The sequence below is a fragment of the Pseudonocardia xishanensis genome (genome assembly GCF_039541715.1).
Lineage (GTDB): Bacteria > Actinomycetota > Actinomycetes > Mycobacteriales > Pseudonocardiaceae > Pseudonocardia > Pseudonocardia xishanensis.
In genome coordinates, this window is sequence record NZ_BAABGT010000012.1 from 197202 (window position 1) to 218098 (window position 20897).

Consider the following 20897-nt stretch of genomic DNA (forward strand, 5'->3'; position numbering starts at 1 on the left):
GAGTCCGACACCAGGGCCCGCGAGTCCGGCGCCATCGGCGAATCGACCCTCGCCCGCGGGGCGGGGCGCTACTTGTCCGCGTAGGACTCCACGATCGCGGCGTCCATCGGCACGCGGACCTCCGTGGCGCCGAACAGGGTGCGGGTCGCGGTGTCCGAGGCCGCGGCGATCAGCTCGACGGTCTCGGCGGCGGCACCCTCGGGGGCGTGCAGGAGCACCTCGTCGTGCTGGAAGAAGACCAGGCGGGCGGGGTTCCCGGTGCGGTGCAGGGCCCCGCGGAGCTCGGCGAGCAGGATCAGCGCCCACTCCGCCGCCGTCCCCTGGACCACGAAGTTGCGCGTGAACCGGCCGCGGGCGCGGGCCCGACCGGGCACCTCGTCCCCGGGCTGCGCGGCGGGGCAGGTGCGGCCCAGCCAGGTGCGGACGAGCCCACCCTCCTCACCCGTGCGCGCCGCGTCCTCCACCACGGCCACGGCGGCGGGGAAGCGGCGGCGGAGCAGCGCGAGATGGACGCCGGCGTCCCCCGAGGTCTGGCCGTAGATCGCGGAGAGCACCGCGATCTTCGCCTTGTCCCGCGCCCCCTCGGCCCCGAACAGCTCGGCCGCCAGCTCGGCGTAGAGGTCCGAGGCGCCCGCGGTCCGGGCGAGCGCCGTGTCGCCTGCCATGGCGGCGAGGATGCGGGGCTCCAGCTGGGCCGCGTCCGCGCTCACGAGCACGTGCCCCGGATCCGCGCGCACCGCGCCCCGCACGGCCTTCGGGATCTGCAGCGCACCCCCGCCGCGGGAGGCCCACCGCCCGGACACGACCCCGCCGACGACGTACTCCGGTCGGAACCGGCCGTCCTCGACCCAGGTGTCCAGCCAGCTCCAGCCGTGCGCGGCGTGCAACCGAGCGAGGTCCTTGTAGGCGAGCAGCGGGGCGACGGCGGGATGGTCGACCTTGCGGACCACCCACGACCGGGTGTTGGGCAGCTCGATGCCGACCCGGGCGAAGGCGCGCAGCACCTCCACGTGCGAGTCCGGGTTGAGCGGCCTGCCGAACGCCGCCTCGATCTCGGCGGCCAACGCGGCCAGCCGGGGCGGTCGCTCCCACCCGACGGGGCGCGCGCCGAGTGCCTCGGTGAGCAGGGCGTCGTGCACGTCGCGGCGCCATGGCAGTCCCTCGGCGCGCATCTCCTCGGCCACGATCCCGCCCGCCGACTCGACCGCCGCGAGCAGCCGCAACCGGGGGTCCGCGGCCAGCCGCGCCTGCTGGGCGGCGTGCACCGCGACGACGTCCGCCAGCACCGCTGCCGGGTCCGGCGCCGCGCGGCCGAACAGCGTCAGGCGTTCGTCCTCCTCCTCGGGCGCGGGATCGGGCTCCACCGGCTCGCCGCGGAGGCGAGCGACGGCCGCCGCCACCCCGTGCGGCGCCCCGAAGGCGCCGTCCACCCCGACGAGCAGCCCCTCGACCAGCTCGACGTCGTGCGCCCGCCCGATCCGCACCCCTGCGGCGAGCAGGGACCGGTAGGTGCGATGGTGCCGCCAGACCCAGCGGGGCCCCGTGTCGTCGAGTCGGGCGAGGTCGGCGAGGGGCCTCCGCTCGACCGACCCGAGCGGCGCGCCCGCGGCATCGAGCGGCTGCACGAGCGCCTCACGAGCCTCCACGTCGACCTCCACCGCCACCCGCGCCGGTCCGCGCGCCACCGCATGTGCCCCGGTGCCGGACCCGCGCGCCGCGGTGTCGGACGTGTGCGCTGTCGTGCCGGACTCGGGGGTTGTGGTGTCGGACTCGCAGGCTGCGGTGTCGGACTCGCAGGCTTGGGTGTCGGACTCGCGGGGGGTGGGGTGGGGGGCCTGCATCAGGCGCCTCGGGCCCTGCCCAGGGAGCCGAGGCGGTGGACGGGGAGGCCTGCCAGCAGGCCCTGCTCGGCGATCCCGCGGATCTCCTCGGGGCCCGCGCCGACGGCGTCGAGCACGTCGTTGGCTGCGAGGACCCCGGTCATCGACGCCCGCTCCATCAGCCCGGACGGGTAGGGGCACTCGACGAAGTCGCCCGCCACCCGGATCCCCGGCGCGTCGGTGAGCACACCGGGGCGGGTGCCTGCGCCACCCGGCGGGAAGGCCGGGGCGGTGGCCTCGCTGCGCTCGACGAGATCGACGACCCGCGCCTGGGCCGTCTCGGGCCACAGGCCCGCCAGCTCCGCCCGCATCCGAGCGGTCGCGCTCGCCGCGTCCGGCGCGGTGCAGGCGTAGGAGTGCAGCTCGACGACCTCGCCCCCGGTCCGCGCGGCCCACCGGGCGGACTCGCCCTCCAACCGGGAGTAGAGCGTGACCGAGTCCAGGGTCGGCTCCCCGGACACCGCGTTGAACACCGCCCGGTCCGGCCCGACGGGCCGGTCCAGCCACAGCCTGCTCACCGCGAACGGGGGCGCGACCTGCAGCGACGCGGCGCGCCGCGCGAGGTCCGGCGCGACCGGGGAGCCCGCGAGCAGCGCGCGCAACGCCCCCGGGTCCAGCGCCAGGACGACGTGCTCGGCTTCGACGGCGCCGCCCCCCGCCGAACCCGCCCCGCCCGGAGCCGCGGCTCCGGCGGAGTCCTCGACCTCCACGACCTCCTCGACCTCCACGACCCAGGTCTCACCGGCCCGCCGCAGGCCGACCGCCCGCGCGCCGAGCCGGACCTGCGCGCCCCGCTCTCCCAGGTATGCGGCCAGCGGGTCCCAGATCGCGGTGCGGTGGTCCTCGGACGGTGCGTCGAAGCCGATGCCCGCCGGGTTGCCGAGGAAGTAGTAGTGGAACATCGAGACCAGCTCGGCGGCCGAGAGCCCGTCCTGGTCGCAGAAGAAGGATCGGGCGAAGGCCTCGAACAGCATGGCCCGGGCCCGCTCCGACACCCCGAGCCTGCGGAGGAACTCGGCGGCGGACACGTCGTCGAACCGCCGGACGGTCTCGGCGGGGGAGTGTGCGAGCAGCGCGAAGCCGAGCCCCGCGTCCGCCCCGGCGATCTCCCGCAGCCGCAGGCTGGGCGAGCGCGCGAACAGCGCGAGCAGGTTGAACGGCGGCGCCGCGGGCAGGTTCCCCAGGTCCTCGGCGGGCCAGCGCCGCGAGATCACCGGGTAGCCCGTCACCGGCCGCAGGAACCCCAGCCCCGGGTCGATCCGGCGCAGGATCGACCGCCAGGTGTCGTAGTGCCGGAAGAAGGCGTGGAACCCGTGCTCGACGACCTGTTCCGACCCGTCCGCCAGGGTGTGCGACCAGGCCCCGAGCCTGCCCCCGAGGTGTCCGGCGGCCTCGAGCACGGTGACCGCGACGCCCCGCTCGGCGAGCACGGTCGCGGCGCTGATCCCGGCGATGCCACCGCCGACCACGACCGCGCGGGTGCCCGCGGCCGCCCGACGGGGGAGCTCCGGCCGGGCGGGCACCAGGACGTGCGGCGCGCGGCGCCAGGGGAGGGTGCGGGTCACCCCGCGAGCCTACGAACCCACCCCGACAGGAATGCGCGCGCGCCCGGGCCGGGTTGACTGGGAGCATGAGCGTGGACGTGGGACGGTACGGAATCTGGCTGATGCGGGGCCACCAGACCCCGGAGATCGCGGCGGAGATCGAGGAGCTCGGCTTCGGCGCGATCTGGGTGGGCGGCTCGCCTCCGGCGGACCTCGCGGTGTCGGAGAGCCTGCTCGCGGCCACCGAGCGGATCGCGGTGGGAACGAGCATCGTCAACATGTGGCAGGTGGCGGCCGAGGACGTGGCACCGTCCTACCACCGGATCGCGGACCGGCACCCGGACCGCTTCCTGCTGGGCGTCGGTATCGGGCACCCGGAGGCGGACCGGGTGTACGCCTCGCCGTACGACACGATCCGGTCCTACCTGGACGAGCTGGACACGCTGAAGGTCCCGGTGGAGGGCCGCGCGCTGGCCGCGTTGGGGCCGAAGGTGCTCCGGGTCGCGGGCGAGCGGACCGCGGGTGCGCTGCCGTACCTGACGGTCCCCGCCCACACCCGGGAGGCGCGCGGGATCCTCGGCGACGGCCCGCTGCTCGCGATCGAGCAGAAGATCGTCCCGTCCGTGGACCCGGCGCACGCCCGCGCCGTCGCCGAGCCCACGATCCAGCGCTACCTGGGCCTGGTGAACTACCGGCGGAACCTGCTGCGCAGCGGCTTCACCGAGGAGGACCTCGACACCGCCTCGGACCGGCTCGTCGACGCCCTCGCCCTGCACGGCACCACCGCGGAGATCGCCGCCGGGCTGCGCGCGCACGCCGACGCGGGCGCCGACCACGTCGCGGTGCAGGTCCTGAGCAGCTCCGGAACCGTCGACGACGAGTTCCGCACTGCCCTGCGCGCGCTCGCCGCGGCCCTGCTGTGACGTGAGCGGGCCCGCGGTCTCGTAGGCTCCCGGGCGTGCAGGGGCGCGTCCGGATCGCAGAGCTCCGCACCTGGGTGACCGGCGTCGATCCGGGGCTGGGGCGGTTGCGGCTGGCCGGGGTGGCGGTGCTGGCGATGGCGCTCGCCGTCGCGGTCATGTCCGGGGTCCGGGCGCTGACCGGCCAGCCCGTCACCGTGGTGCTGTTCGCCGCCGTGCTGGCGATGATCAGCAACCTGTCGGTGACCGAGACCGGGGTCCCCGCCCGCCGGGTCACCACCGCGCTGATGCTGCTGCCCGCGGCGGCGTCCACGGTGGTCGGGACGCTGCTGTCGGAGTACCGCGTGGTGTCGGACGTCGTGTTCGTCGCCGTGATGATGGTGGCGGTCGCACTGCGGCGGTTCGGCGCCCGCGGCACCGCGCTGGGCATGGCCCTGTTCATGCCGTACTTCTTCACCCAGTTCCTGCAGGCCCACCCCGACCAGCTGCCCTGGCTGCTCGCCGCGGTCGGTGCGGGCATCGGCTCCACGCTGCTGCTGCGCGGGTTCCTGCTCGCCGAGGACCCGGCGAAGGTGCTCGACCGGCTGCTGCGTGCGCTGCGGGCGCACGTGCACGCCCTGGCGCTCGCCGTCGTCGACGTCCTGGAGGCACCGGCCGACCGGCGCGCCGAGATCGACGCCGCGCTGGCCGTGCTGCACCGCCGCCGCACCCGGCTCAACGACACGATGCTGCTGGTCGTGGACCGGATCGAGCAGCTGGGCGAGTCCGTCGAGCCCGGACTGGAGCTGTGGGTCGGTGACCTGGAGCTGGCCGCCGAACGGCTCGCCGTCACCACCCGGCGGCTCGCCGACGACCCCGCCCGCCCCGGCGCGCTGGAACCCGACGTGCGCCGCGCGCTGATCTCGGGGACGCGCGGGATCGTCGCGGGCACCGCGACCGGCATGCCCGAGGAGTCCCGCGAGATCGCCCTCCGCGGCGCCCGCCGCAGCGTGGACGACCTCGCCTCGGAGCACGGGGGCGCGCGGCCCCGCGAGCAGCGGGCGGCCTTCGCCGTGATCCGGCTGGCGGACGCGCTGGAGGGCGGCGACGACCGTCCCGCGCCCGCCCCGATCGAGATCGCCCAGGGGCCGACGGAGCCCGAGGAGGCGGACGACGACCACGGCCTGGCGCTCTCGACCCGGCAGGCCGTCCAGGTGGGGGTGGCGACGAGCCTGGCGATCGTCGCGGGCGAGCTGGTCTCCCCGGCACGCTGGTACTGGGCGGTGATCGCGGCGTTCGTGGTCTTCGCGGGCACCTCCAGCCGCGGTGACGTGCTGGCCCGCGGGTGGCAGCGGCTGCTCGGGACCGTCGGCGGCGTGGTGGCGGGGATGCTGCTGGCGTTCCTCGTCGGCGGGAACACGGTGGCGTCGCTGGTGCTGCTGGCGGTGTGCGTGTTCCTCGCGCTGTACCTGGTCCGGATCTCCGTCGGGCTGCTCGCCTTCTGGATCACCGCGGTGCTCGCGCTGCTCTACGGCGTCATCGGCCAGTTCTCCGTCGAGACCCTGGTCCTGCGGGTGGCCGAGACCGCGGTGGGCGGCGCGCTCGGGGCGCTGGCCGGGTTCCTCATCCTGCCCACGCACACCCGCGAGGCCTTCCGGGACGCGCTCGACGACACCGTCGAGGCCCTCGACGCGACCCTGGCGGCCGCCGCGGACCGGCTGCTCGGCCGACCCGCCACCGGCGTGCCCACCGAGCTGGCCCGGGAGGCGGACGAGAAGCTGGGGACGCTGCGCGAGCGGGCGAAGCCGCTGGACAACCCGCTACCGCGGCGCCGCGGGCGGGGGAGCTACCAGCGCGCGCTGCGGGTGCTGACGGCCGTCGACCACTACGCCCGGTCGCTCGCGCGGGTCTCGGACACCCTCGTCGCGCCGGACTGGGCGCCCACGCTGGACCCGGTCGTCACGCGGGTGCGGGCGAACCTCGCCGCGCTCGGTGACCTGCTCCGGCCCGAGGGCGACGGGTACGCCGACATCCGGGCCGCCGAGGACCTGGTCGACGCGGCCGAGGCCGAGGCCGCGACCTGCACCGACCACGCGCGGCGCACCGCCATGCTCGCCGCGGTCCGCTACCTGCGCCGCATCGACCAGGCGGTACTCCGGTTCGCCGACGACCTCACTCCCGTGGATACGCCTGTGGCGAGCTGATCCCGCAGTGCGCGCAGCGTTCGAGGGGGATCCGGTCGACGTCGCCCGGGGCCCGCCGCACGGTCAGCGCCGACACCACGCCACCCGCCGCCAGCAGCACGGCGACGATGACCATCGCGGTGCGGAACCCGGACCCGAAGGCGACCGGGTCGGTGTAGTCGGCCCCGCCGATGCCCGCGACGCCGGGGATCACCGCGACGGCGAGCAGCCCGGCCGAGCGCGCGACGGCGTTGTTCACCCCGGAGGCGGCGCCGGCGTAGCGGTCCGGGGCGGCGTCGAGCACGGTCGCGGTGAGCGGCGCGACGGTCAGGCAGAGCCCGAGCGCGAACACCACGACGCCGGGCAGCACGTCCAGCACCCAGGACGCGCCCGGCCCGATCCGCAGGAGCAGCAGCACCCCCGCCGCGGCGAGCAGCGGCCCCACCGTCATCGGGACCCGGGGCCCGATCCGCTGCGCGAGCGCCCCCGAGCGGGCGGAGAGCAGCAGCATCAGCAGGGTCACCGGCAGCAGCGACGCGCCCGCGAGCACGGGGGAGAACCCCGCGACGACCTGGAGCTGCAGGACGAGTAGCAGGAACAGCGTGCCGAGCGCGGCGTAGACCAGCAGCGTGACGACGTTCGCCGCGGTGAACACCCGGCTGCGGAACAGCGACGGCGGGACGAGCGGGTGCGGGGAGCGCCGCTCCACCGGCACGAACGCCGTCAGCGCGGCGATCCCCACCACCAGCGCGACCCACGCGGGCGTGGTCCAGCCGGAGCCGCCCTCGGTCAGCGCCCAGGTGACCCCCGCCAGCCCGACGGCCGCCAGCGCCGTCCCGGTGAGGTCGAGCCCCGGGGCGGCCGCCGGGTCCCTGGTCTCGGGGACGTGCGTGAGCGCGACCCACACCACGAGCGCCGCCAGGGGCAGGTTGACCAGGAACACCGCCCGCCAGGACCACTCGACGAGCCAGCCGCCGACGAACGGCCCGACCGCGCCCGCGATCCCGCCCAGCCCGGACCAGGCGCCCACCGCGGCGGCCCGGTCGCCGCCGTGGAAGGACGCCGAGATGATCGCGAGGCTGCCGGGGGTGAGCAGCGCCCCGCCGACGCCCTGCAGCGCCCGTGCCGCCACCAGCGTGCCGACGTCCGGCGCCAGCGCGCACCCCGCCGACGCCACCGCGAACCACACCACCCCGACGACGAAGACCCGCCGCCGCCCGAACCGGTCGCCCAGCGACCCGCCGAGCAGGATCAGCGCGGCCAGGCCGAGGGTGTAGGCGTTGACCGTCCACTGCAGACCGGAGAACCCGGCGTCGAGGTCCTCGCCGATGTGGGCGAGGGCGACGTTGACGACGGTCCCGTCCAGCATGGCGAGCCCGGAGCCGAGGACCGTGGCGAGCAGCACCCACCGGCCCGCGGGGGTGCCGAGGCGCAGCCCGCCGTCGTCTGCACCGTCGGTCACGCGGCGCAGCGTACGCTCCCGAGCGGTCGATCAAGAGGAGTGGATTGTGGCCGTGCACGTGCGGGTCGGTGACGACCGGGTCGGGACCATCGAGCTGGACCGTCCGGAGCGGCGCAACGCGCTGAACATCGAGACCTGCGAGGGCATCGTCGCCGCGGTCGAACGGGTCCGGGCCGAGGGGGCCCGCGCCGTCGTCGTGACGGGGGCGGGGACCAGCTTCTGCGCGGGGGCGGACTTCGGGGAGGTGTACGGCGCGGACTTCCTGGCCGCGCTCTACGCCGCGCTGCAGGCCGTGCACACCCTCCCGGTCCCGGTCGTCGCCGCGGTCAACGGGCCTGCGATCGGTGGCGGCACCCAGCTGGCCATCGCCGCGGACCTGCGGGTCGCCGCGGAGGGTGCGGTCTTCGCGCTGCCGACCGCGCGGCTCGGGCTGGCCGTCGACCCGTGGACGATCCGGCGGCTGGAGCAGGTCGCGGGCGGGGGCACCGCGCGGGCGCTGCTGATCGGCTGCGAGACCGTCGGCGCGCGGCTCGCGTGGGAGCGCGGGCTCGTCGACCGGCTCGGCACCGTCGCCGACGCCCACGCCTGGGCCGCCGAGCTGGCCGGGCTGGCCCCGCTCACGCTGGCCTACAACAAGCAGGTCCTCGACCGCGTCGACCTGGCCGAGACCGATCCCGTGCTGCAGGAGGCCTTCCGGGCCTGCTGGCGCAGCGCGGACCTCGAGGAGGGCCGCGTGGCCAGGGCGGAGAAGCGGACCCCGGCCTACCGCGGCCGGTGACACGCACCTGTACGGAGAGTGTCGTCAAGGCCACCCGACCGTCACCCGGATCGCCCAACAGTCGTTGCCCCGCACGGACGATGGAGGGGTGGGGGCCCGACGGACGGAACGGTGAGGTGCGGATGCGGCGGCAGGTGCGGGGCTCGGTCGCGGGTGCGGTGGCCCTGGGCGTGGTGACGGCCCTCGCGGTCTCGACGGTCGGGATCGGTGCGGCGTCCGCGCAGGAACCGGCACGACCCCTCGCCGCGGCGGCCCCCGCCGCGTACCCCGGCGGCGTCGCGGGCACGCCGTGCACGGCAACCGCCCGGGCGTGCGTGGACGTGGCCGGAAGGAAGGCCTGGCTGATGGACGGCGGCAAGGTCGTCCGGGGGCCGGTGGCGGTCCAGACCGGGGACGACGAGGACCCGACCCCGGTCGGCACCTTCGCGGTGCAGTGGAAGGCCGAGCAGTACACCAGCCGCGAGTACCTGGTGCAGATGCCGTACTCGGTGTTCTTCGCCCCCGGAGGGGTCGCGTTCCACCAGGGCGGGCAGGACACGCCGTCGGCCGGGTGCGTGAAGCTGGTCCAGGCGGACGCGCAGGCCTTCTTCGCGTTCCTCCAGGTCGGTGACGAGGTGCAGGTCACGTGAAGGTCGCCCTCGGTTCTGCACCGCGATGCTTTCTACGCGGAGTAGAATCGTCGGTGTGCCGAGTCTGGGTGAGCTTGAACGTGCTGTGATGGAAGTGCTGTGGGCCGCCACCGGCGACCTGACGGCGCGGGAGGTCCAGGAGTCCCTGGCCGATCGCGAGCTCGCGACCACCACCGTGCTGACGGTGCTGGGCAGGCTGGAGCGCAAGCAGCTCGTGCTCCGCACGCGGGATGGGCGGGCGCACCACTACCGGCCCACCGCCTCGCGCGAGGACCACGTGGCCGAGCTGATGAACGACGCGCTGGACGGCGCCCCGGACCGCGGCGCCGCGTTGGCCCGCTTCCTGGGCTCGATCCCCAGTGAGGAGCGTCGCAAGCTGCGGGACCTGCTGGACTAGGCCCGGACGCCGTCCGGGACAATGGGCCGATGGCGCTCGCGGCGCTCGGCCTCCTGGTGCTCGGCGTGGTCCTCGCCGAGCCGGTGAGCCGTGGGTTCAGCCGGGCGCGCTGGACCCGCCGGGACCCGGTCGGGGCCCTGCTCGTCTGGCAGGCGATCGGCCTGGCCGGTGGGCTGTCGCTCGTCGGCTGTGGAGTCGTCTACGGCCTGTCCCCGCTGGGGGACTCCCTCCCCGCCGCGCTCGGCACGCTGGTGCGGGAGTGGAACTCCGGCGAGTGGCCCGCCCGGTTCGACACCGTGCACGTGATCGCCGCCGCCGCGTCGCTCGGCGTCGGGGCGCGGCTGGTGTGGGTGCTCGGCACGATGTACCTGCGCACGCTCCGCGCCCGGCGGCGCCACCGGGACCTGCTGGACGTGCTCGCGACGCCCTGGCCGGACTCGCCCGGTACCCGCGTGCTGGACCATCCCCAGCCCGTCGCGTACTGCCTGCCCGGGCGCAGCTCCCGGCTCGTCGTCTCCGCCGGGGTGCTGGAGGCACTCGAGCCCGAGGAGGTCTGGGCCGTCCTCGCCCACGAGCGCTCCCACCTGCGCGAGCGGCACGACCTGGTGGTCCTGCCCTTCGTCGCCTGGGGTGCCACCGCGCCGTTCGTGCGCGGGATGGAGTGCGCCCAGGTCGCGGTGGCGGAGCTGATCGAGATGCGGGCGGACGACGTCGCGGCGTGCAAGTCGGAGCCCCACGAGCTGGTCGGTGCCCTGAAGACGGTGGGCGGCAGCGCCCCCGCCGCCGCTCTGAGCTCCTTCACCGACGCCCTCGAGGCCCGGATCGAGCGGATCTCCTCGCACCCCCGCCCGCTGCCGCGGCTCGCGCAGGCGGGGATCCGGCTGGGCGCGATCGCCCTGGTGGCGGTGCCCACGGGGCTCCTGCTCCTGTGAATCGTTGCGCGGTCATCATCTCGCGGGCGTAGCGTGGAATCCGTGCCGTTCACTGCACCCGCCGATCTTCCCCGCTCCCTCGGTGCCCTCCGTGCCTCCGGGCACGTGCTCAAGGGCGTCAAGTCCGAGATCCGTGACAACCTCCTCGCCGCGCTGCGCGAGGGCCGCGACCCCTGGCCGGGGATCGTCGGCTTCGAGAACACCGTCCTGCCCCAGTTCGAACGGGCCCTGATCGCCGGGCACGACATCGTGCTGCTCGGCGAGCGCGGCCAGGGCAAGACCCGACTGCTCCGCTCACTCGTCGGCCTGCTCGACGAGTGGGCGCCCGTCATCGAGGGCTCCGAGCTGGGTGAGCACCCCTACGAGCCCATCGCGCCGGAGACCCTCCGCCGCGCCGCCGAGCTGGGCGACGACCTGCCCGTCACCTGGGTGCACCGCTCCGCGCGGTACACCGAGAAGCTCGCCACCCCGGACACCGCGGTCGCCGACCTGATCGGCGACGTGGACCCGGTCAAGGTCGCCGAGGGTCGCTCGCTGGGCGACCCTGAGACCATCCACTTCGGACTCGTCCCGCGCGCCCACCGCGGCGTCGTCGCCATCAACGAGCTGCCGGACCTGGCCGAACGCATCCAGGTCGCCCTGCTCAACGTGATGGAGGAGCGGGACATCCAGGTCCGCGGCTACACGCTGCGCCTGCCGCTGGACGTGCTGCTGGTCGCCTCCGCGAACCCCGAGGACTACACCAACCGCGGCCGGATCATCACCCCGCTCAAGGACCGCTTCGGCGCGGAGGTGCGCACGCACTACCCGCTCGCCGTGGCGGACGAGGTCGACCTGGTCGTCCAGGAGGCCGAGCTGGCCGCGGAGGTCCCGCGGCACCTGATCGAGGTCGTCGCGCGGTTCACCCGGCACCTGCGGGAGTCCTCCGCGGTCGACCAGGGCTCCGGTGTGTCGGCGCGGTTCGCCGTGGCGGCCGCCGAGACCGTCGCGGCGGCGGCGCTGCGCCGGGCCGCGATCGTCGGCGAGCGCAGGGCGTACGCCCGGCCCGTCGACCTGGAGGCCGTGCCTGCCGTACTCCGCGGCAAGATCGAGTTCGAGTCCGGTGAGGAGGGGCGCGAGGAGGAGATCCTCGAGCACCTGCTGCGCCGGGCGATCGCGGACACCGCGCGGTTCGCCCTGCGCGGCGTCGACCTCTCCGAGCTGGCCCACGAGGTGGCGTCCCGGCCCGTGCGGACGGGGGAGCGGGTGGCGGCGGCCGAGGTCGTCGCCAAGCTGCCCGCCGTCGCCGTGCTCACCGAGGTGGCCAGGCGACTGGGGGCCGAGGGGACCGAGGACCCCGGGCCGATGGCGTCGGCCGCCGAGATGGCGCTCGAGTACCTCTTCCTCACCCGCAAGCTGGCGAAGGACGAGACGGACGACGGCGACACGGTGGAATATGGCTGATCCACGCCGCAGGAGACTCCGCTACGCCTACGGGCCCTACGACGGCGGCCCGGACCCGCTCGCCCCGCCGTTCGACATCCGCGCGGCCATGGACCAGGTCGGCCGGGACGTCATGGAGGGGTCCTCGCCCCGCCAGGCCCTCCAGGAGCTGCTGCGCCGCGGGCTGGGCGAGAACCGGGGGCTGGACGACCTGACCCGCCAGGTCTGGCAGCGCCGCCGGGACCTGCAGCGGGACAACCGGATCGACGGCACGCTGCAGGAGGTCCGCGAGCTCCTGCAGCGTGCCCTCGACGCCGAGCGCGAGGCTCTGCGGAACGAGGACGCTGAAGGTTCAGTCGACGCGCGGTTCCGTGAGATGCAGCTGGACGCGCTGCCGAACGACACCGGCGGCGCGGTCCGCGAGCTGAACGAGTACGACTGGCGGTCGGCCGACGCGCGCCAGGCCTACGAGGACATCCGGGACCTGCTCGGTCGCGAGATGATGGACCAGCGGTTCGAGGGGATGAAGCAGGCGCTGCAGGGGGCCACCCCGGAGGACGTCGAGCGCATCAACTCCATGATGGAGTCGCTGAACTCCCTGCTGGAGAACCACGCGAACGGGCAGGACACCACCGAGCAGTTCCAGGAGTTCATGCGGGAGCACGGGGACTTCTTCCCGGAGAACCCGCAGAACACCGACGAGCTCATCGACACCCTCGCCCAACGCTCCGCCGCCGCCCAGCGGATGCTCAACTCGATGTCCGCCGAGCAGCGGGCCGAGCTGATGGAGCTCTCGCAGCAGGCGTTCGGCGACCCTCGGCTGGCCCAGCAGATGGCCCGGCTGGACGCCCAGCTCCAGGGCCTGCGCCCCGGCGAGGACTGGGACGGGTCGGGACGGTTCCGCGGGGACAACCCGATGGGCATGGGCGAGGCGACGCGTGCCCTGGAGGAGCTGGGACAGCTGGACTCCCTCGCGGAGCAGCTCTCGCAGAGCTACCCGGGCGCCCGGCTGGACGACATCGACTTGGACGCGCTCACCGAGATGCTCGGCGAGCAGGCGGGCGTCGACGCCCGCGCACTGGCCCAGCTGGAGCGCGAGCTGCAGCGGCAGGGCCTGTTCGAACGGGCCGCGGACGGGTCGTTGACGTTGTCGCCCAAGGCGTTGCGGCGGCTGGGGCAGTCGATCCTGCGGGACGTCTCCGAGCAGCTCTCCGGGCGCACGGGCCAGCGGGACACCCGCCGGGCCGGGGCCGCGGGAGACGCGACCGGGCAGACCCGGCCGTGGGCCTTCGGGGACACCGAGGCGTGGTCGGTGCCGCGCACGCTGCTCAACGCGCAGCTGCGGCGGGCGTCCGGCGACAGCCGCGCGCTCGACGTGACGGACGTCGAGATCGTCGAGACGGAGCAGCGGACCCGCGCCGCGGTGTCGCTGCTGGTGGACACCTCGTGGTCGATGGTGGCCGAGGGGCGGTGGGTGCCGATGAAGCGCACCGCGCTGGCCCTGCACCAGCTGGTCTCGACCCGGTTCCGCGGGGACGCGCTGCAGCTCGTGACGTTCGGGCGGCACGCGCAGTCCGTGGACATCGGCGAGCTGGTCGGCCTGGAGGGGGCGTACGCGCAGGGCACGAACCTGCACCACGCGCTCCTGCTCGCGGGACAGCACCTCCGCAGGAACTCCGACGCCACGCCGGTGGTCCTGGTCGTCACCGACGGCGAGCCGACCGCGCACCTGGAGCCGGACGGCGAGGCCTACTTCGACTACCCGCCCAGCCCGCACACCCTGCGGGCGACGGTGGGGGAGCTGGACAAGCTCGCCGGGCTCAAGGCCGCGTTCACCTTCTTCGTCCTGGGAGACGACCCGCGCCTCGCGGCGTTCATGGACGACGTGGCGAAGCGCGTGGGCGGTCGAGTGGTGACGCCGTCCCTCGACGGCCTGGGCGCCGAGGTGGTCGCGGACTACCTGAAGCGCCGCTCCTGACCTTCCGCACGAACGGCACTCTTGTGCGGTAGGTCCGCACAAGAGTGCCGTTCGTGCGGTCGGGGGTGTGCGGTTGGGGGAGTGCGGTCAGGGGGGAGGTCGAGCGCGTCGGCGGCGTTGTGGCGCCACTGGTCGACGGTGCGGATGTAGCGGAAGAGCTCCTGGCTGCCCGGGGCCCAGCGGCCCTGCGTCGCGATGTCGAGCAGGGCGGCTCCCGCCCGGTAGGACTCCGTGGCGAAGCCGGCGCGCAGGGAGTGGCAGGTCACGGGGTGCGGGAGCCCGGCCCGCTCGCCGGCGCGCGCGACCAGCGCGGTGACGGCGTCGGGGGACAGGGCCTTCTCGCTCACGACGTCGTGTCGGTCGATCCGGCGGAAGGCGGGGCCGCCGGGCCCGGTGAGCTCGCGCCAGGCCAGCCACGCGGTGCGCGGGCAGAGCAGCGGGTGGCGACGGCGGGGGAGCGCGCTGCGGCCGGTTGTCTTGCCCACCCGGACGTCCAGGACGAGCCCGTTCTGCTCGACCGTCACGTCCGCCGCGCGCAGATGTGCCTGGTCGCTGGCCCGGGTGGCGCCGTAGAAGCCGATCGTGAGCATCGCGCGGTCCCGTAGCCCGGCCCGGGTGTCCGGGCAGGCCCGCGACATCGCGAGCACGGCGGGCAGGTCGACGGCGACCGCCTGCCCCCGCCCGCGCCGCACCCCCTCCTCGGCGAGCCGCCGCCGGTAGACGGCCAGCGCCTCGCGGGCGGCTTCCGGGCCGCGCGGGTCGATCTCCGCCCCGAACCGCCGCAGCCCGTGCAGCACCCCCGCGATCCGACGGCGGATGGTCGCCGGCGCCGCGGGCTCGCCGGCCGGGCGGTCCAGCCGCGGCCCGCCCTGCTGGCACCAGAGCACGAACCCGACGAGCGCGCCCCGCCCGCCGGAGAGCAGCGGGATCCCGGCCCAGCGCGTGTAGTCGGTCCACGCCGCCCAGTCCTGGGCGTAGGCCGCGCGGGTCCCGGCGACCCGCCCGTCCTCGAGGTAGCGGTCCGCGGCGGCGTCGAGCGCACGGAGGCGGGTGGGCAGGTCGGCGAGGACTGCCGTCTGCCGTCGAGCGGGGAGGCCCACTTCTGCGTCGCTCACGCGCCGGATCCTAGCGCCTGACCCGGGAGAAGGGGGTTTCTCCCGAGTTGACAGGTAGCGCATATCCAAATTCCGATAATACAGATTGATATGTAATCCTGTGGATGTGGAACAGACCGAACGCCTGTGCGCGTACCGGCACTGCCGAGCGCCGTTGCCGGTGTCGCAGGGGCGCGGGAACCGGCCCCGGTACTGCCAGGACGGCAGAACCTGGGGCGCGAACGACCTGAGCTGCAAGGCCGCGGAGGCGGCGTTCCTCGCGGTCGAGTCACTGCAGCCGGAGGACCCGCTCGGACACGCCGTCGTCCTGGACCGGATGGCGGAGCAGCTGGACGCCGCGGCCGAACCGCTCGGGGACCTGCTCTCCGCGGTGACCGAGACCCGCACGCTGGTCCGCGACGCGACCCGGGCGGCGTTGGCGGACCGGGACGCGGCCCGTGCGGAGGCCGCGGAGTCCCGCGGGGCGCGCGAACAGGCGGAGGCCCGCGCCGCCGCGGCCGCGCAGGAGGCCGCGGACGCGCAGGCCCGGGCCGTGGAGGCGGTGGCGTTCGCGGAGGGGGCGGACCGTGAGCGCGGGAAGGCGGAGAGGGCGGCGGCCGCAGCCGTCGCGGACCGGTTGCGCGCCGAGGGCCGGATCGAGGCGCTGCAGGAGCGGGTCTCCCGGGCGGAGGACCTCGCCGAGGCCGCGGCGGCTCGGACCGCCGAGGTCTCCGACCGTCTGGCCACGACCGCCGCCGCCCTCCGGGTCGCCGAGGACGCGGCCGCCGAGGCCCGGGCGAGCGCCGAGCGACAGGCGGCTCGCGCGGCGGAGGAACTGGCCGCGGCGGCCGAGCGACACCGCGGGGAGCTGGCCGCGGTGACCGACCGGCATCACACCGAGCTAGCGGAGCTCCGCGAGAGCCACCGCCTGGAGCTGGCGGATCGGGCCGCGGTGGCCGAGGACCGCCGTCGCGCGGACGTCGCGGCGGCCGAGGAACGGGCGAGCGCGGCGGTGGCGGCGGCCCGGGAGCAGGCCCGGAACGCGGTGGCGGCGGTGGAGGAGCGGGCGGGTGCGGAGTCCGCGGCCGCGCAGGCCCGGTGGCGTGCGGACCTGGCCGCTCGGGACCGCGAGCACCGCGACCGGCTGGCGGCGCGGGACGAGGAGGCGGCCGCCCGGCTCGCGGACCTGCACCGACAGCTCGGCGCCGCCGACCACGAGCTCCGCACCCTGCGCGCCACGGGCACCTGACGACCCACGAGGCGTCCGGTCGGTGTCACCGGGCGGTCAGCCCGGGCGCGTACCCGCGCCGCCACGAGCGACCGGCTCACCCGCGGTTCCCGAGCCACACCGGCGGGGCTCGGATCCCGCGGCGAGCGATCATTCCGCGGCTTCCACCACCAGCAGTGCCGCGTCTTTGGCCACCGTGCCGCCGACCCTCGCCCGCAGCTCGCGGACCGTGCCGTCGACCGGGGCGGTCAGCACGTGCTCCATCTTCATCGCCTCGACCACGACCAGGGTCTGCCCCGCGGTCACCTCCTGGCCCTCCGCCACCTCGACGACCGTCACGGTCCCGGGCATGGGGGAGAGGACCGGGCCGCCCGCGCCCGCCGCCGCCTCGGCCGCGGCCTCCAGGGCCTCCTGCTCGCCGATCGCGTAGATGCGCCCGTCGAAGGAGAGCCAGAGCGTGGACCCGTCCCGCACGGCGACGCAGCCGTGGGTGATCCCGTCCTGGGTGTGGTGGTAGCCGTCCCCGTCCCGCACCGTGGCGACGGCGATCGGGGCCCCGCCGTCGATCGACACCTCGGCCGCGGCGGCCCGACCGCGGGCGCGGACCTCGACCGGCTCGTGCCCGGCGACCCGCATCCGCCGGGTGGTCCAGGCGTCCTCGCCGAGCCGCCACCCGCCCGGGACGTCGAACGGGTCGACGATCGCGCCGCGCGGTTCGAGGTCCAGCAGGGTCACCCCCGTCGCCGCCCCGAGGGCCGCGGCGGGCAGGTCGGTGGCGGTCAGCGCGTCGAGGCGGCGGCCCACCAGCCCGGTGTCGAGGTTCCCCGCCCGGACGTCCGGGTCGGCGAGCAGTGCCCGCAGGAACCCGAGGTTGGAGCCGACGCCGAGCAACACCGTGTCCGCGAGCGCGGAGTCGAGCAGGCGCAGCGCCTCGTCCCGGGTCCCGCCCCAGCTGATGATCTTGGCCAGCATCGGGTCGTAGTCGGAGCCGACGACGCCGCCCTCGGCGATGCCCGAGTCCACCCGGACGGTCGAAGGCGGGCGCCAGGCCAGGATCCGCCCGCCCGTCGGGAGGAACCCCGCGCCGGGGTCCTCGGCGTAGAGCCGGACCTCGACCGCGTGGCCCTGCGGCCGGAAGGTCGGCCACGGCGCCCGCTCCCCGGCGGCGATCCGCAGCTGCAGCGCGACGAGGTCGGCGCGGTACACCTCCTCGGTCACCGGGTGCTCCACCTGGAGCCGGGTGTTCATCTCCATGAAGAACCAGGAGTCGGGGTCGCGCCCGTCGACGATGAACTCGACGGTCCCCGCCCCCGCGTACCCGCAGGCCAGGGCGGCGTCGCAGGCGGCCCGCCCCATCGCCTCCCGCTGCGCGGGCGTGAGCAGCGGCGACGGCGCCTCCTCGACGATCTTCTGGTGGCGCCGCTGCAGCGAGCACTCGCGCTCGCCGAGGTGCACGACGTTCCCGTGCGCGTCCGCCAGCACCTGGATCTCGATGTGCCGCGGCGAGGTGACCAGCCGTTCGACGAGCAGGGTGTCGTCTCCGAAGGAGCTGCGCGCGACCCGTCGGGCCCCGGCCAGTGCCTCGGGCAGGTCCTCGGCCCGGTGCACCTCGACCATGCCCTTGCCGCCCCCGCCCGCGGAGGGCTTGAGCAGCACCGGGTAGCCGATGTCCGTGACGGCCGCCGTCAGCTCGGCGTCCGAGAGCCCGACGCCGTCCGAGCCGGGCACCACCGGCACGCCGGCCTTCGCTACGGTCTGCTTCGCCCGGATCTTGTCGCCCATCGCCTCGATCGCGCTCGCGGGCGGCCCGACGAAGACGATCCCGGCCTCCTCGCACGCGGCGGCGAACGCCGTGTTCTCGGACAGGAAGCCGTAGCCGGGGTGGATCGCCTCGGCGCCGGTGGCCTTCGCGGCCGCGATGACCTTCTCGGTGGACAGGTAGGACGGGGCGGGCCCGAGGTGCACCGCCACGTCCGCCGCGGCGACGTGCGGCGCCGCCGCGTCGGGGTCGGTGTACACGGCGACGGACCGGATGCCGAGCGACCGCAGCGTCCGGATGACCCGGACCGCGATCTCCCCGCGGTTGGCGACGAGCACTGTCGAGAACATGGGCCTCACATCCGGAAGACGCCGAAGGCCGGGTCGGCCAGGGGCGCGTTGGCGGCGACGGACAGGGACAGCCCGAGGACGGTGCGGGTGTCGGCGGGGTCGATGACGCCGTCGTCCCAGAGCCGGGCCGTGGAGTAGTAGGGGTGGCCCTGGTGTTCGTACTGGTCCCGGATGGCGTCCGGATCGGTGTTGCCGACGGTGCCGAGCACGGTCGCGGCCTGCTCGCCGCCCATGACCGAGATGCGGGCGTTGGGCCACATGAACAGGAACCGGGGCGAGTAGGCCCGCCCGCACATGGCGTAGTTGCCCGCGCCGAAGGAGCCGCCGATGACCACGGTCAGCTTCGGCACCCGGGTGGAGGCCACGGCGGTGACCATCTTCGCGCCGTTCTTGGCGATGCCGCCCGCCTCGTACTCGCGGCCGACCATGAACCCGGAGATGTTCTGCAGGAACACCAGCGGGATGCCGCGCTGGTCGCAGAGCTCGACGAAGTGCGCGCCCTTGACCGCGGACTCGGAGAACAGGATGCCGTTGTTGGCGATGATGCCGACGGGGTGGCCGTGGAGGTGCGCGAACCCGGTGACCAGGGTGGTGCCGTACTCGGACTTGAACTCGTGGAACCGGGAGCCGTCGACGATCCGCGCGATGACCTCGTGCACGTCGTACGGGGTGCGCGAGTCGGTGGGGACGGCGCCGTACAGCTCGGCCGGATCCACGACCGGGTCCTCGGTGGGGATCCGCTCCCACGGCGGGGCGGCGCGCGGGCCCAGGGTGCCCACGATGGAGCGGACGATGCGCAGGGCGTGGGCGTCGTCGTCCGCGAGGTGGTCGGTGACCCCGGAGACCTTGGAGTGCAGGTCCCCGCCGCCGAGCTCCTCGGCGGTGACGACCTCGCCGGTCGCGGCCTTCACCAGCGGCGGGCCGCCGAGGAAGATCGTGCCCTGGTTGCGCACGATCACGGCCTCGTCGCTCATCGCGGGCACGTAGGCGCCCCCCGCCGTGCACGAGCCCAGGACCGCGGCGATCTGCGGGATCCCGAGCCCGGACATGGTGGCCTGGTTGTAGAAGATCCGGCCGAAGTGCTCGCGGTCGGGGAACACCTCGTCCTGCCGGGGGAGGAAGGCGCCGCCGGAGTCGACCAGGTAGAGGCAGGGGAGCCGGTTGTGCAGCGCCACCTCCTGCGCCCGGAGGTGCTTCTTCACGGTCATCGGGTAGTAGGTGCCGCCCTTGACCGTCGCGTCGTTGGCGACGATCACGCACTCCCGGCCCGACACCCGTCCGACGCCCGTGATCATCCCGGCACCGGGGGCGTCCCCCTCGTAGAGGCCGTGCGCGGCCAGCGGGGAGAGCTCGAGGAACGGCGACCCGGGGTCGACGAGGGAGTCCACCCGGTCGCGGGGGAGTAGCTTCCCGCGCTCGACGTGCCGGGCGCGGGAACGTTCGGGGCCGCCGAGTCGGGCCGTGGCCAGCCGGGCGTTGAGGTCCGCCACCAGCGACCGGTGCGACTCGGCCTGGCGCGCGAACCGCTCCGACGCGGGGTCGGCCGCGCTGCGCAGCACCGGTGCCGCGCTCGTCTGCGTCGTCATGCCGCCACCGTAACTGACCGCACGTTCAGTCAGCAATGGGCTAGAGTCCCCGCATGGTCCGGCCCAGTTCCCGCGACGCGATCCTGCGCGTCTTCGCCGAGCACGTCGCCGACCGCGGGTACGCCGAGACGAGCCTGGCGGACGTCGCGGCGGAGCTCGGGCTGAGCAAGGGCACGATCCTGCACCACTTCGGCAGCAAGGAGGCGGTGCTCGGCGAGGTGCACGTGACCTACTTCGGCCGCCGCTTCGCCGAGGCGGACTACGTGCGCGCCCACCTCCCGGACCCGACCTCCCGGCTGGTCGCGATGATCTACGCGCTGCTCGCCGCGCACCGGGACGACCGCGCCGCCAGCCTCACCTGCCTGCGGGAGCTCGTCCGCTACTTCGAGGGGGACCTCAGGGAGTTCGTGCGCACCCAGCGGGTCCGGTACACCGGGATCGTCGTGGACATCCTGCGCGAGGGGGTGGCGGCGGGGGAGTTCCGCACCACCGACCCGGGGCTGACCGCGCTGCACGTCTTCGGCATGTGCAACTACGCCTGGACCTGGTACCGCCCGGACGGGCCGCAGTCCGTGGAGCAGATCGCGGGGGTGTTCGCGCGGGACATCCTGCAGGGGCTGCGGACCGGCCCGGGCGCCGACGACCTCGACGCGGTGCTGACCGAGGCCGTGCGGGTCGTCCGACGGACCCCGGCGCGCCTGCCCGGCTGACCGCGGTCGGGCTCGTCGAGTCGGCGATGTCCGACTCGGGCGCGGGAAGTGGGGGACTCGCGGGGG

General features: G+C 75.1%; 16 protein-coding genes. 10 read left to right on the forward strand and 6 right to left on the reverse strand.

The window, feature by feature from the left end; genetic code table 11:
- Window positions 1-68 precede the first annotated feature (68 nt).
- Both ABD993_RS03660 and ABD993_RS03665 read right to left on the reverse strand, forming a co-directional pair.
- A complete protein-coding gene (locus ABD993_RS03660) occupies window positions 69-1841 on the reverse strand; it encodes a bifunctional 3'-5' exonuclease/DNA polymerase (protein ID WP_345412624.1) in 1773 nt (590 codons plus the stop codon).
- Entirely contained in the window at window positions 1841-3445 is a 1605-nt protein-coding gene (locus tag ABD993_RS03665) for an FAD-dependent oxidoreductase (protein WP_345412626.1), read from the reverse strand. The genes ABD993_RS03660 and ABD993_RS03665 overlap by 1 nt, the downstream gene beginning before the upstream one ends.
- A 65-nt stretch (window positions 3446-3510) precedes the next feature.
- On the opposite strand from ABD993_RS03665, the gene ABD993_RS03670 reads away from it, so the two are divergent.
- Entirely contained in the window at window positions 3511-4347 is an 837-nt protein-coding gene (locus tag ABD993_RS03670; protein WP_345412628.1) for an LLM class F420-dependent oxidoreductase, read from the forward strand.
- A gap of 35 nt (window positions 4348-4382) precedes the next feature.
- Window positions 4383-6527 (forward strand): FUSC family protein, encoded by a 2145-nt coding sequence (locus ABD993_RS03675; RefSeq protein ID WP_345412631.1) that lies wholly within the window; start codon window positions 4383-4385, stop codon window positions 6525-6527.
- Here ABD993_RS03675 and ABD993_RS03680 read toward each other — a convergent pair.
- The gene (locus ABD993_RS03680; RefSeq protein ID WP_345412633.1) at window positions 6496-7968 is read right to left on the reverse strand and encodes an MFS transporter; all 1473 of its coding nucleotides are present in this window, start codon (window positions 7966-7968) and stop codon (window positions 6496-6498) included. The genes ABD993_RS03675 and ABD993_RS03680 overlap by 32 nt on opposite strands.
- Window positions 7969-8014: 46 nt before the next feature.
- Between ABD993_RS03680 and ABD993_RS03685 the strand changes: the two genes are divergently transcribed.
- From ABD993_RS03685 to ABD993_RS03710, 6 genes are all read left to right on the forward strand, one after another.
- On the forward strand, window positions 8015-8746 hold the full coding sequence (locus ABD993_RS03685) for an enoyl-CoA hydratase (RefSeq protein WP_345412636.1): 732 nt from the start codon (window positions 8015-8017) through the stop codon (window positions 8744-8746).
- 122 nt (window positions 8747-8868) lie between these two features.
- Entirely contained in the window at window positions 8869-9375 is a 507-nt protein-coding gene (locus ABD993_RS03690; protein WP_345412638.1) for a L,D-transpeptidase, read from the forward strand.
- A gap of 55 nt (window positions 9376-9430) precedes the next feature.
- Complete coding sequence (locus ABD993_RS03695) at window positions 9431-9772, forward strand: BlaI/MecI/CopY family transcriptional regulator (RefSeq protein WP_425568885.1); 342 nt, start codon at window positions 9431-9433, stop codon at window positions 9770-9772.
- 29 nt (window positions 9773-9801) lie between these two features.
- On the forward strand, window positions 9802-10704 hold the full coding sequence (locus tag ABD993_RS03700; protein ID WP_345412642.1) for a M56 family metallopeptidase: 903 nt from the start codon (window positions 9802-9804) through the stop codon (window positions 10702-10704).
- A 42-nt stretch (window positions 10705-10746) separates the two neighbouring features.
- Window positions 10747-12147 carry an ATP-binding protein gene (locus ABD993_RS03705; RefSeq protein WP_345412645.1) on the forward strand — a complete coding sequence of 467 codons (1401 nt, stop codon included), beginning with the start codon at window positions 10747-10749 and terminating at the stop codon, window positions 12145-12147.
- Window positions 12140-14104: a VWA domain-containing protein gene (locus ABD993_RS03710; RefSeq protein WP_345412648.1), complete on the forward strand. Its 1965-nt coding sequence runs from the start codon at window positions 12140-12142 to the stop codon at window positions 14102-14104. The genes ABD993_RS03705 and ABD993_RS03710 overlap by 8 nt, the downstream gene beginning before the upstream one ends.
- On the opposite strand, the gene ABD993_RS03715 is transcribed toward ABD993_RS03710, so the two are convergent.
- The gene (locus ABD993_RS03715; RefSeq protein ID WP_345412650.1) at window positions 14083-15219 is read right to left on the reverse strand and encodes a tyrosine-type recombinase/integrase; all 1137 of its coding nucleotides are present in this window, start codon (window positions 15217-15219) and stop codon (window positions 14083-14085) included. The two genes, ABD993_RS03710 and ABD993_RS03715, sit on opposite strands and share 22 nt — an antisense overlap.
- Before the next feature lie 106 nt (window positions 15220-15325).
- On the opposite strand from ABD993_RS03715, the gene ABD993_RS03720 reads away from it, so the two are divergent.
- The gene (locus ABD993_RS03720) at window positions 15326-16447 is read left to right on the forward strand and encodes a hypothetical protein (protein ID WP_345412653.1); all 1122 of its coding nucleotides are present in this window, start codon (window positions 15326-15328) and stop codon (window positions 16445-16447) included.
- A gap of 129 nt (window positions 16448-16576) precedes the next feature.
- Here ABD993_RS03720 and ABD993_RS03725 read toward each other — a convergent pair whose 3' ends face one another.
- Together ABD993_RS03725 and ABD993_RS03730 are read right to left on the reverse strand one after the other, a co-directional pair.
- Window positions 16577-18535 (reverse strand): acetyl/propionyl/methylcrotonyl-CoA carboxylase subunit alpha, encoded by a 1959-nt coding sequence (locus ABD993_RS03725; RefSeq protein WP_345412655.1) that lies wholly within the window; start codon window positions 18533-18535, stop codon window positions 16577-16579.
- A 5-nt stretch (window positions 18536-18540) separates the two neighbouring features.
- Complete coding sequence (locus ABD993_RS03730; RefSeq protein WP_345412658.1) at window positions 18541-20121, reverse strand: carboxyl transferase domain-containing protein; 1581 nt, start codon at window positions 20119-20121, stop codon at window positions 18541-18543.
- A 53-nt stretch (window positions 20122-20174) separates the two neighbouring features.
- Between ABD993_RS03730 and ABD993_RS03735 the strand changes: the two genes are divergently transcribed.
- Window positions 20175-20831: a TetR/AcrR family transcriptional regulator gene (locus ABD993_RS03735; protein ID WP_345412660.1), complete on the forward strand. Its 657-nt coding sequence runs from the start codon at window positions 20175-20177 to the stop codon at window positions 20829-20831.
- Window positions 20832-20897 lie beyond the last annotated feature (66 nt).

Bases quoted from the DNA above. Each gene is read 5' to 3' on its own strand.
- ABD993_RS03660 (WP_345412624.1), bottom strand. From the start codon at position 1,841: ATGCAGGCCCCCCACCCCACCCCCCGCGAGTCCGACACCCAAGCCTGC.
- ABD993_RS03670 (WP_345412628.1), top strand. From the start codon at position 3,511: ATGAGCGTGGACGTGGGACGGTACGGAATCTGGCTGATGCGGGGCCAC.
- ABD993_RS03690 (WP_345412638.1), top strand. From the start codon at position 8,869: ATGCGGCGGCAGGTGCGGGGCTCGGTCGCGGGTGCGGTGGCCCTGGGC.
- ABD993_RS03700 (WP_345412642.1), top strand. From the start codon at position 9,802: ATGGCGCTCGCGGCGCTCGGCCTCCTGGTGCTCGGCGTGGTCCTCGCC.
- ABD993_RS03710 (WP_345412648.1), top strand. From the start codon at position 12,140: ATGGCTGATCCACGCCGCAGGAGACTCCGCTACGCCTACGGGCCCTAC.
- ABD993_RS03725 (WP_345412655.1), bottom strand. From the start codon at position 18,535: ATGTTCTCGACAGTGCTCGTCGCCAACCGCGGGGAGATCGCGGTCCGG.
- ABD993_RS03730 (WP_345412658.1), bottom strand. From the start codon at position 20,121: ATGACGACGCAGACGAGCGCGGCACCGGTGCTGCGCAGCGCGGCCGAC.
- ABD993_RS03735 (WP_345412660.1), top strand. From the start codon at position 20,175: ATGGTCCGGCCCAGTTCCCGCGACGCGATCCTGCGCGTCTTCGCCGAG.